This window comes from Xylanibacter sp., assembly GCF_057607445.1.
The window spans coordinates 1-10236 of the sequence record NZ_DBLZAX010000030.1; the positions used below are offsets into that span (position 1 = coordinate 1).

At 49.7% G+C, this 10236-nt stretch carries 10 protein-coding genes and 2 pseudogenes; 10 read left to right on the top strand and 2 right to left on the bottom strand.

The window, feature by feature from the left end; all coding sequences use genetic code 11:
* The 10 genes and pseudogenes from ACZMIG_RS14385 to ACZMIG_RS14430 all read left to right on the top strand — a co-directional run.
* Positions 1 to 333: pseudogene (locus ACZMIG_RS14385) on the top strand (DUF4141 domain-containing protein); the annotation flags it as partial.
* Between the two features lie 18 nt (positions 334 to 351).
* A complete protein-coding gene (gene traJ / locus ACZMIG_RS14390) occupies positions 352 to 1356 on the top strand; it encodes a conjugative transposon protein TraJ (protein ID WP_487889733.1) in 1005 nt (334 codons plus the stop codon).
* A gap of 20 nt (positions 1357 to 1376) precedes the next feature.
* Positions 1377 to 2000 carry a conjugative transposon protein TraK gene (gene traK, locus ACZMIG_RS14395; protein WP_029426967.1) on the top strand — a complete coding sequence of 208 codons (624 nt, stop codon included), beginning with the start codon at positions 1377 to 1379 and terminating at the stop codon, positions 1998 to 2000.
* Positions 2001 to 2012: 12 nt separating this feature from the next.
* Complete coding sequence (locus tag ACZMIG_RS14400; RefSeq protein WP_258361344.1) at positions 2013 to 2306, top strand: TraL conjugative transposon family protein; 294 nt, start codon at positions 2013 to 2015, stop codon at positions 2304 to 2306.
* 4 nt (positions 2307 to 2310) lie between these two features.
* Positions 2311 to 3603, top strand: coding sequence for a conjugative transposon protein TraM (gene traM, locus ACZMIG_RS14405; RefSeq protein ID WP_487889734.1), 1293 nt, complete (start codon positions 2311 to 2313; stop codon positions 3601 to 3603).
* Positions 3604 to 3623: 20 nt separating this feature from the next.
* Positions 3624 to 4595, top strand: coding sequence for a conjugative transposon protein TraN (traN, locus tag ACZMIG_RS14410; protein WP_132215647.1), 972 nt, complete (start codon positions 3624 to 3626; stop codon positions 4593 to 4595).
* 2 nt (positions 4596 to 4597) lie between these two features.
* Complete coding sequence (locus tag ACZMIG_RS14415; RefSeq protein ID WP_487889735.1) at positions 4598 to 5170, top strand: conjugal transfer protein TraO; 573 nt, start codon at positions 4598 to 4600, stop codon at positions 5168 to 5170.
* 6 nt (positions 5171 to 5176) lie between these two features.
* Positions 5177 to 6055, top strand: coding sequence for a DUF8464 domain-containing protein (locus tag ACZMIG_RS14420; RefSeq protein ID WP_487889736.1), 879 nt, complete (start codon positions 5177 to 5179; stop codon positions 6053 to 6055).
* Positions 6056 to 6087: 32 nt separating this feature from the next.
* Complete coding sequence (locus ACZMIG_RS14425) at positions 6088 to 6591, top strand: DUF3872 domain-containing protein (protein WP_487889737.1); 504 nt, start codon at positions 6088 to 6090, stop codon at positions 6589 to 6591.
* Between the two features lie 13 nt (positions 6592 to 6604).
* Positions 6605 to 7117 (top strand): lysozyme, encoded by a 513-nt coding sequence (locus ACZMIG_RS14430; RefSeq protein WP_217051078.1) that lies wholly within the window; start codon positions 6605 to 6607, stop codon positions 7115 to 7117.
* 65 nt (positions 7118 to 7182) lie between these two features.
* Here ACZMIG_RS14430 and ACZMIG_RS14435 read toward each other — a convergent pair whose 3' ends face one another.
* Positions 7183 to 9495 (bottom strand): TonB-dependent receptor, encoded by a 2313-nt coding sequence (locus ACZMIG_RS14435; RefSeq protein WP_487889738.1) that lies wholly within the window; start codon positions 9493 to 9495, stop codon positions 7183 to 7185.
* A gap of 105 nt (positions 9496 to 9600) precedes the next feature.
* Positions 9601 to 10236: pseudogene (locus tag ACZMIG_RS14440) on the bottom strand (transcriptional regulator); the annotation flags it as partial.

Sequence of the window (10236 nt, forward strand, 5' to 3'; positions counted from 1 at the left end):
TATGTGACCAGTTATGAGCGTATGCTCAGTGACCCTTATTTCACCCCTGAGGAACTGAGTGCCATCGCCCTCGGCTACACGAAGCTGCTGGAGGAGAGTGCCAATCTGCTGACGGACCTGAAGACGGTGGTCAACGAGAACGGCCTTTCGATGAACGACAAGGAACGTATGGACATCATCGACCGCTGTTATACCGACATGCTGCAATACCGCAGTCTGGTGCAGTACTATACCAACAAGAACATCGGCGTGTCGTACCTGCGTGCCAAGAAACAGAATGATCTCGACCGTGTGATGGCTCTGTACGGTTCACCCAACGAACGCTACTGGTAATTTCAAGGAGGATTGCTTATGGTATTGTTGGCTGTGAATTTTGAAAATCTGCACCAGATCCTGCAAAGTCTGTACACGGACATGATGCCGCTCTGTTCGCAGATGACCGGCGTGGCCAAGGGCCTTGCCGGATTGGGAGCCCTCTTTTATGTGGCGTATCGTGTCTGGCAGTCACTGGCCAGGGCCGAACCTATTGACGTGTTCCCTTTGCTGCGTCCGTTTGCTCTGGGTATCTGCATCATGTTTTTTCCGACCATCGTGCTGGGTACGCTCAACAGCATCTTGTCACCCGTCGTGACCGGAACGCACAGGATTCTGGAGACGCAGACCTTTGACATGAATGAGTATCGGCAGCAGAAGGACAAGCTGGAGATTGAGGCGATGCGGAGGAATCCCGAGACGGCCTACCTGGTGGACAAGGAGGCTTTTGACAACAAACTGGATGAACTGGGAGCTCTGGACGCTATCGAGGCTTGCGGTATGTATGTGGACCGTGCCATGTACAACATGAAGAAGTCCGTGCAGAATTTTTTCCGTGAGCTGCTGGAACTGATGTTCAATGCGGCCGCGCTTGTGGTGGACACGCTAAGGACATTCTTTCTGATTGTCCTTTCCGTTCTCGGACCGATTTCCTTTGCCATTTCGTGCTGGGACGGATTCCAGGCCTCGCTGAGCCAATGGTTTGTCCGCTATATCAGCATCTATCTGTGGCTGCCCGTCTCTGATCTTTTCAGCAGCGTGCTGGCACGCATACAGACCCTGATGCTCCAGAGGGACATCGAGCAGCTGTCCGACCCCAACTTCATTCCGGACAGTTCCAATGCCGTGTACATCACGTTCCTGATTATCGGCATCATCGGGTATTTCACGATTCCGACCGTGGCCAACTGGATTGTTCAGGCCGGTGGAGGTGCAGGAAATTACGGCAAGAACGTGAATCAGGCTGCTTCCAAGACAGGCTCCATTGTGGGCGGTGCCGCAGGTGCTACTGTAGGAAATGTGGCCGGAAGACTAATCAAGTAACAATCATAAAACGAATAAGAATGGAATTCAAATCATTGAAAAATATCGAGACCAGCTTCCGGCATCTGCGCCTGTTCGGAATAGTCTATCTGGGTGTCTGCACCCTGCTTGTGGGCTATTCCGTGTGGAAGGCATACAGTTTTGCCGAAGCCCAGCGCCAGAAGATCTATGTGCTGGATGAGGGGAAGTCGCTCATGCTCGCCCTCTCGCAGGACCTGGAGCAGAACCGTCCCGTAGAGGCAAGGGAACATGTCAGACGTTTCCATGAGCTGTTCTTCACGCTGGCCCCTGACAAGAGTGCCATCGAGGGGAACGTGCAGCGTGCCATGTTCCTGAGTGACCGTTCCGCCTATTCCCATTACGGGGATCTGGCCGAACAGGGTTATTACAATAGAATAATTTCGGGCAATGTCAGCCAGCGTATCGAGATAGACAGCGTGAAATGCGACTTCAACACCTATCCGTATGATGTCATGACATACGCACGCCTTTTCATCATCCGTGAGAAGAGCGTGACGGAACGCAGCCTTGTCACGCATGGCAGGTTGCGGAATTCCACCCGCAGTGACAACAATCCGCACGGGTTCATCCTGGAAGGGTTCCATGTACTGGAGAACAGGGATATCAGAATGTATGACAGATAAAACAATGTATGTATGAGAAAAATGTATGTAAAGTTCAAGGAATGTATCGGGGGCAGGCTGCGCGGCCTTTGTGACAGACTCACACCCCGTCAGAGGGCAATCGCCGTCATCGTGATGGTTTCTCTTTTCGCGCTGGTGAATTTCTACATGATTTTCCGTGCGATTTATGACATCGGACGGGAGGATGACCGGCAGGACATCATCAGGATAACCCCGCTTGAGGTTCCCGACTTTGTGCCTGCGGATACCCTCTCCGATATGAAAGTCCGTGAGATGGAAGAGTTTTTTAACCAGTTCAACAAGTAAGATTATGAGTACAGATGCAGAAAAATTGAAACAGAAGCAGAAAATCAGGAAATATCTGGTTTTCACAGGCATGTTCCTGCTGTTCCTCGGGTGCATGTGGCTGATTTTCGCCCCGTCCGAAAAAGACAGGCAGGAGGCGGAAAGGAAGACGGGCTTCAATGCCGAACTTCCCGATCCGAAAGGTACGGGTATAGAGGCGGACAAGATGGCTGCCTATGAGCAGGCAGACATGATTCGCCGGCAGGAGGAGAAGAAGCGTACGCTGGCCGACTTCTCCGCCCTGGCCGATGGACACAGACAGGATAATGTCCCGGAAACAGAACCGGCGCAGGACATTGCAAGTGAAAATGAAAGCCGTGCGTACCATTCAGGAGGAAACGGCAGGACGGGAGCCTTCGCCTCTTCAGCCTCGGCTTACAACGACATCAACGCCACTCTCGGCTGTTTTTACGAGAGTCCTGAGGAAGACCCGGAAAAGGAAGCCCTGAAAGCAGAGGTGGAACAGCTCAGACAGGCTGCCGCAGCGCAGACGGCCGGACCGAGCTACGAGGAACAGGTGGCTCTGCTGGAGAAGTCCTATGAACTTGCCGCCAAATATATGCCTTCGGGCGGCAGCACGGGAACAGCGGACAGTCAGGAGACGGAAAGTCCCTTAAGGGAGAGGAAGGCGAAAGCCGTTCCCGTAGGACTGGTGTCCTCTCCGGTCGTGTCGTCCCTTCCTCAGCCTCTTACCGATTCGGTACAGTTCGCGAGACTGCTTTCCGGTGCTGATATCGGCTTCCATACGGCTGTGGGCAGTGCCGGGACACAGATGGCGAGGAATACCATACGGGCCTGTGTGCATGGCGACCAGACCGTTATCAGCGGACAAAGCGTGCGTCTCAGGCTGCTGGAGGCCATGCGTGTGGGAAGATATGTGCTTCCCCGCAATACCCTGCTGACCGGTGAGGGACGTATCCAGGGCGAGCGGCTTGGCATTGAAATCCTGCAGGTCGAATATGACGGCAATGTCATTCCCGTGGAACTGACCGTGCTGGACAGTGACGGACAGGCCGGGATATTCATTCCCGGTTCGACGGAAGCGAATGCGGTAAGGGAAGTGGCCGCCAACATGGGACAGAATCTCGGCACGACCATCTCCATCACCAACCAGTCGGCAGGCGACCAGCTTCTCTCCGAGCTTGGACGAGGGGCCATACAGGGCGTGTCGCAGTACATCTCCAAAAAGATGCGCGAGGAGAAGGTACACCTCAAATCAGGCTACGGACTGATGCTTTATCAGAACAACAATCAATAACCCATTAAAACAGTAAAGACATGAAAAAGATTCTTTTGATGCTTGCCCTCGCAGGCGGCGTTGCAAGTGCACATGCACAGTCGGCTGATACCACGGCCGTAAATGATTTGACCCTGAAGGCGGATATCTATCCGCAGCAGGAGGACGGCGACCTCTATCACGGGCTGTCCAGAAAGCTCACCTTTGACCGGATGATTCCGCCTTACGGTCTGGAAGTGACGTATGACAAGACGACCCATATCATCTTTCCCTCGGCTGTCCGTTACGTGGATCTCGGTTCTCCGAATCTGATTGCGGGCAAGGCGGACGGTTCTGAGAATGTAATCAGGGTAAAGGCTACCAGAAAGAATTTCCGTGAGGAGACCAACATGTCGGTGATTACCGAAAGCGGAAGTTTCTACACCTTCAATGTGAAGTATGCCGATGAGCCTCTGCTGCTCAACATCGAGATGGCCGATTTTATTCATGACGGCAGCGAGGTGAACCGCCCGAACAATGCCCTTGACATCTACCTGAAGGAACTCGGCAGCGAGTCGCCCAAGCTGGTACACCTTATTGCCAAGGCCATCCACAAGGATAACAGACGCCACATCAAGCATATCGGGAGCAAGGCGTTCGGCATCCAGTACCTGCTGCGCGGGCTCTATACCCATAACGGGCTGCTCTATTTCCACACCCAGGTGAAGAACACGTCGAATGTGCCTTATGAGGTGGATTTCGTGACGTTCAAGATCGTGGACAAGAAGGTACTCAAGCGCACGGCTATCCAGGAGCAGGTGATATTTCCACTGCGTGCCTACAACTATGCCACGGCTGTCGCCGGAAAGAAGGATGAGCGTACCGTCTTTGTCTTTGACAAGTTCACCATTCCCGCCGACAAGATGCTGGTGGTGGAGATGCACGAGAAGAGCGGAGGCCGTCACCAGACCTTCACCGTGGAGAGTGAGGACATCGTGAGAGCGAGGGTGATCAATGAACTTAAAGTGAAATGACCATGAAGAAGTATCTGTTTCTTTTTGCCGTATGCGTATCGCTTGCCCTGTCATCGGGGCAGGCATACGCCCAGCGTTACCTTCCGGGAATGAAGGGCGTGGAACTCAGGGGAGGCTTTGCCGGAAACCTGAAATCACCGGTTGACTGGTACACGGGTTTTGCCGTTTCGGGATATACGAAAAAGGCCAACCATTGGGTGGCTGGCGTGGAATACCTGCTGAAGAACTACGGCTATCGCGGGACTTCCGTCCCACGGGCCCAGTTTACTGCCGAGGGCGGCTATTATTTGAAGTTCCTGTCCGACCCGGCGAAGATATTCTTCCTTTCTGTAGGCGGTTCTGCCCTGGTGGGATATGAAACGTTGAACTGGGGAGAAAAGGTTCTGTATGACGGTTCCATGCTTTCCTACCGTGATGCATTTGTCTATGGCGGAGCCCTGACGCTGGAGCTGGAAAGCTATGTGACTGACCGTATCGTGCTGCTTGCCCATGTGCGCGAACGTGCGCTATGGGGCAGTTCTCTGGTAAAGTTCACGACACAGTTCGGGCTTGGAGTCCGTTTCATCATCAATTAGACGCCTATGGATATAGAGATGATAAGAGGCATTCCCATTGAGGAATTCCTGTCCCGTCTGGGACATGAGCCCGTCAGAAGGCACGGCGACGAATGCTGGTATCTCTCCCCGTGCCGTGAGGAAAGGACACCTTCGTTCCATGTGAATACCCGTAAGGGTGTATGGCATGACTTCGGTACCGGACATGGGGGCGACATCTTCACCCTTGCGGGGGAAATTTCAGAAAGTGACGGCTTCATGGCACAGGCGAGGTTCATCGCCGGAGTTTATGGAGGCACAATACCTGAATATGCCGGACAGAAAAGAGAAAAGAGAAGTGTCAGGACAGAAAAGCGCAAGGAGTCTTCCCGCTTTGAGGAGGTGGTTTGCGGTCCCTTACGTTGTAATGCACTGCTCGGCTATCTGAAGGGACGCGGTATTCCAGTGGAAATCGCCCGTGCGGAGTGCGAGGAAGTACGGTTCCGTCTGTATGGCAAGCGGTATTTCGCCGTCGGTTTCAGGAATATGGGAGGAGGCTATGAACTGCGGACCAGATTCATGAAATGGTGTCTGCCGCCCAAGGACATTTCCCTCATCCGTAACGGCTCGCTTACCTGTAACCTTTTTGAGGGTTTTATCGACTTTCTTTCATGGAAGGTACTCGGCATCAGCCGCGGTGAGGATTATCTGGTCCTCAATTCGGTGGCCCTGCTTGAACGCTCGTTCCCTTATCTGGACAATTACGGGAAGATCCGGTGCTATCTGGACAATGATGATGCCGGAAGAAGGACGCTGGCCGTCCTCCGGAAACGTTACAGTGACAGGATTGACGACTGTTCCGACCTGTATGCCGGATGCAAGGACCTGAACGAATACCTGGAAAGTAATTTTCCGCCTGAACAGTAATTTTTTATAAACCGTTAAAACAAGAAATGAATATGAAATCGATTATGAACAGAAAAGGGCTGTATGCCCTTGTATGTGCCCTGATGGGCTTGACCTTTGGTATGCTGACCTCGTGCAGCGATGACCTTGACGTGCAGCAGTCCTATCCCTTTACGGTGGAGACGATGCCGGTTCCCACACGTATTGTGAAGGGTGAAACCGTGGAAATCCGCTGTGAACTGAAACGTGAAGGACGGTTCTCTGATGCCCGATATACCATCCGTTATTTCCAGCCGGACGGTGAAGGCAAGCTGCGCATGGACGACGGGATGGTGTTGCTGCCCAACGACCGTTATCCCCTGGACAGGGAGGTGTTCCGCCTTTATTACACCTCGGAGTGTGAGGACCAGCAGAGTATCGACATCTATTTTGAGGACAACAGCGAGCCGGCACAGCTTTTTCAGCTGACCTTCGATTTCAACAATGAGACGGAGGACGAGGATACCGTGGTTACTTCCGGCGGCAAGGAACTGCCTGTCGTCATCGTATTACAATGAACCTGACCTGCCTATGGGAATAAGAGCAAAGTTGTTTGCGGCGTTTTTCGCCATTGCCTGCTTCGGGAGCATACCGTTGTGGGCGGAGAATCCGGTAAAGGAGAAACAGGACAGGTTCAGCCTTGCCGTCGAGTGCATCAAGCGGTTCGAGGGCTGGCATTCTTCCCGGCATTACCCCTATGTAGGTTGGGGTCATTGCCTGCAACCTGGGGAAAAGTATTCTGCCCATACCATGACAAGGCAACAGGCTGATGAACTTCTCAGGAAGGATTTGCGCAAGTTCTGCGCCATGTTCAGGCAATTCGGAAAGGACTCTCTGCTACTGGCCACGCTTGCCTATAATGTCGGTCCGTACCGGCTTTTAGGCAGTAAAAAGATTCCCAAGAGTACTCTTGTCAGGAAACTGGAGGCAGGTGACAGAAATATCTATAAGGAGTACATTTCTTTCCGGTGTTACAAAGGCAAGGTAGTGCCGAGTATTGAGCGGAGAAGGAAGGTGGAATATATGCTGCTTTTTGAAGAGTAAAAGAAAAGGGAGAATCTTTCGACATTGAGCCGATTGGTTCTCCCTTTTCACTATTCTTGAGTCTATCAATTTCTGTTCAGTATTCCTGAATCTTTATCTTTATTCTGCATCTTCAGTTTCACGCCTGACTTGGACTTGCCGAATGAGAAGTTGTAAACAAGGTTTATATACACCATATTGGCGTTGTTGATGATTCTTTCGGTTTCTGTACGTTGCAGAAGCGGTGTCCCTGATACGGATGTAACCTGTTTCCATGAATCATAGAACGGGTATCTTATGCCTCCGGTGATGGTCAGGTTCTTGACAGGCTTGTAGGACAGTTCTACCGATGCCATACTTGGTATGTTTTTCGTCGTCTGTCCGATAAGTGATTCCTTCTGAGTCTGATAGAATAGCTGCAAGCTCCATTTATTATATGCAAGATATATTGACGGAATGATAGAATAGCCCGTATGGTTCCACTGTGAATCGCCCAGTCTGTTTATCTGATGGAACACTTCTGAATACAGTCTCAGTCTGAGTATATTGTTTGAAAACGGGTACCACTGCAGAAACAGGCTGGCTTTCATGTTCTGGGCGTTGTCCAGATTGCCGAATGTTTCAATGATGTTTGTATCATCCGATTGGAAAATCGGTGCGATGGCATCTTTTGTATATGAATATCCCACTTCTGCATTGATTATAAATTTCTTGAGGCCTTTGAAGTAGGACAGCGACAGATCGTGATTGTTGCCCGGGGTCAAATTCGGATTTCCAGCAAATATATAATTGGGGTCCTTGAAATAAGGATTGTAAGTGAGTGAAGATACCGACGGGTTTTCGGTGTTCACCTCGTAATTGAACATCAGATCCGAACTCTGGTCTATGAAATATCCCAATTTCACCTGTGGGCGGAAATAGGTAAAGTTGTAGGTCTTGTTCTCAATGGTGGTAAATATATTGTTGTTTACACCGGCACTTATACTGTAATTGAACCTTTTTCCCAGCATTCCGGTTATGCCCAGATAGGAATAGATTTCATTGGTGGTTATCCGATTGTTTGAAGGCAGATTGTTCTGGATACTGTTGTTGTACATGTACCGGGTACCAACATACAGGTTTGCCGTCTTCATCTTATAGTTATACAGCGCCTCGCCGATAACGGAGTATTTGTCCGTGTTGATTACCGTTGCCGTTTCAAAATCCGTTTTTTCATCCAGGAGTTCCCTGTATCCATAATGATAGTCTGACTTGTAGTAAGTACCGACAAGATTCATTATCAGTTCATGTCTGGAACCGAATGATTTGCTGAAATACATATCCATAACCGGACTGATGTATTTGTCTTTGTCCGAGCTTTCACCGATTTTGACGGATTCCACGTCATTTATCCTTGACGTGATGTCCTGTATCGAGGAACGTCTGCGGTTCAGTGAGTTGAACGACAGTTTTGCACTGAACAGATAGTTGTCCGCTTTCGAGTTGTTGAAACTGATTTCAGCCATCTGCTGTTCATAGGCATACGGGCTGTTGCGTCCGCTTTTTGTCTTTTGGTAATCTGTTCCTCCGACAGAATATGCCATTTCTTCATCCAATACCCTTTTGTTGTAGTTTCTGTAATTGATATTGTATGTTACGCCTATCTGCGAATTTCCCCAGTTGTATTTGAAGTTGACAACATTGTTGCCGAAGCCTGTAGTCACGGCATTCTGGGTATTGATGCCGACAGAACCTCCGTTCTGTTTTTCCTTGGTCACTACATTTATGACCGCTCCCAATCCCATATTGGAGTATTGGATGGGCGGTTGTGTGTAATAGTCTATTTTTGCGATGTTCTCGGGAGATATGACTGAAAGGTCAGTCGGAGTTGACGGAACCCCGTTGATCAGGATCTTTACCGCCTTGCCGTCAACTGACGAGACACTCTGGTCAAGAACCTGTATCTTGGGTAGAAATTCCAATGCGGACAGAGCACTGCTGTATTGCCCCTTTTCGACATTGGTCAGTTTATATTCTTTCTTGTCGGCAAATCTTTTCACCATGCTTGCAGTTACGACAACCTCTTCCAGATTCATGGAGCTTTCCTGCAGGTGGATTATTCCCAAATCGGTTGTCTTGTCCAGTTTCAGATCCTGATAAAGGTTCGAGTAGCCCAGAAATGATATTTCAAGACCATAATCTCCGGACTTCAGTCCTTCTATGGCAAATCGACCTTCTCCATCCGTGGTTCCTCCTTTGTAGTAAAGGGAATCCGTCTTGGATCTGATTACCACTGAGGCTCCGGTTACAGACTGTTCCCTGGAATCCTTCACAACACCTTTGACGGTATGTTGGGCCCATGCTGGTATTGTACACACGATACTGCAAAGCAGCAAAAAAATAAGTTTCAATCTTCTCATGACGAATAGCTGTTTTTTTGTGCAAAAGTAATGTTCGACAAAAAAAAGCAGCTATAAAACGGCTGACATTTTACTGACATCAGCCTGACAATTGACTGAAAGTCATCAGTTTTCTATTTTGAGAGAATAATAACCACCTTTATCCGAAATTATCCGCACGTTGCTGTTGCTCTCGACGACAGGCTTCAACCGGCGGACCAATGTGTACAATGTTTCTTTGGAATTGTCCTTACCCGGCCATAGCTTTTCACAAATGTCATTGACCGGTACCTTTTTGCACTCACTAGTGATAAGGATTTTCATGAACGCATACTGCATCGGTGTAAAATGGATTTCTTCATGGTTTCCATTGTAGAACAACGAACGTGAATCGGAAAACACAATATCCCCGAAAACTATAGACTGATTGTCGGACTGAAGGCTTGGATATATGGATTTCTTGTGATTAAGGTAAAACATGGAGAACATTCCCCAAAGTATTGACGCTATAAACAACATGCCGGGAACTGTTTGTTCGGACATGCTGAAAACTGCTGCTTTGGAGCAGTTGGGATACGCCCTTACATGAAGTCTTTCTTCGCCGCATTTATAGGTCATGGTATCACTGCAGAAGGATACATTGCTTGTTTCCTCCGTGCACATTGCCAGATAGGAGGTTTTCTTCAGCTGGTCAATTTTTAATTTTGACCTGTACACTTTCAGCGTGTCAGCCGTAATACGGTCTGATTGTTTGTATAGGAT

Excerpts from the sequence above, each read along its gene's own strand:
- ACZMIG_RS14420 (WP_487889736.1), top strand. The coding sequence starts at position 5,177 with ATGGATATAGAGATGATAAGAGGCATTCCCATTGAGGAATTCCTGTCC.
- ACZMIG_RS14425 (WP_487889737.1), top strand. The coding sequence starts at position 6,088 with ATGAAATCGATTATGAACAGAAAAGGGCTGTATGCCCTTGTATGTGCC.
- ACZMIG_RS14435 (WP_487889738.1), bottom strand. The coding sequence starts at position 9,495 with ATGAGAAGATTGAAACTTATTTTTTTGCTGCTTTGCAGTATCGTGTGT.
- ACZMIG_RS14415 (WP_487889735.1), top strand. The coding sequence starts at position 4,598 with ATGAAGAAGTATCTGTTTCTTTTTGCCGTATGCGTATCGCTTGCCCTG.
- traK (WP_029426967.1), top strand. The coding sequence starts at position 1,377 with ATGGAATTCAAATCATTGAAAAATATCGAGACCAGCTTCCGGCATCTG.
- traM (WP_487889734.1), top strand. The coding sequence starts at position 2,311 with ATGAGTACAGATGCAGAAAAATTGAAACAGAAGCAGAAAATCAGGAAA.
- traN (WP_132215647.1), top strand. The coding sequence starts at position 3,624 with ATGAAAAAGATTCTTTTGATGCTTGCCCTCGCAGGCGGCGTTGCAAGT.
- traJ (WP_487889733.1), top strand. The coding sequence starts at position 352 with ATGGTATTGTTGGCTGTGAATTTTGAAAATCTGCACCAGATCCTGCAA.
- ACZMIG_RS14430 (WP_217051078.1), top strand. The coding sequence starts at position 6,605 with ATGGGAATAAGAGCAAAGTTGTTTGCGGCGTTTTTCGCCATTGCCTGC.
- ACZMIG_RS14400 (WP_258361344.1), top strand. The coding sequence starts at position 2,013 with ATGAGAAAAATGTATGTAAAGTTCAAGGAATGTATCGGGGGCAGGCTG.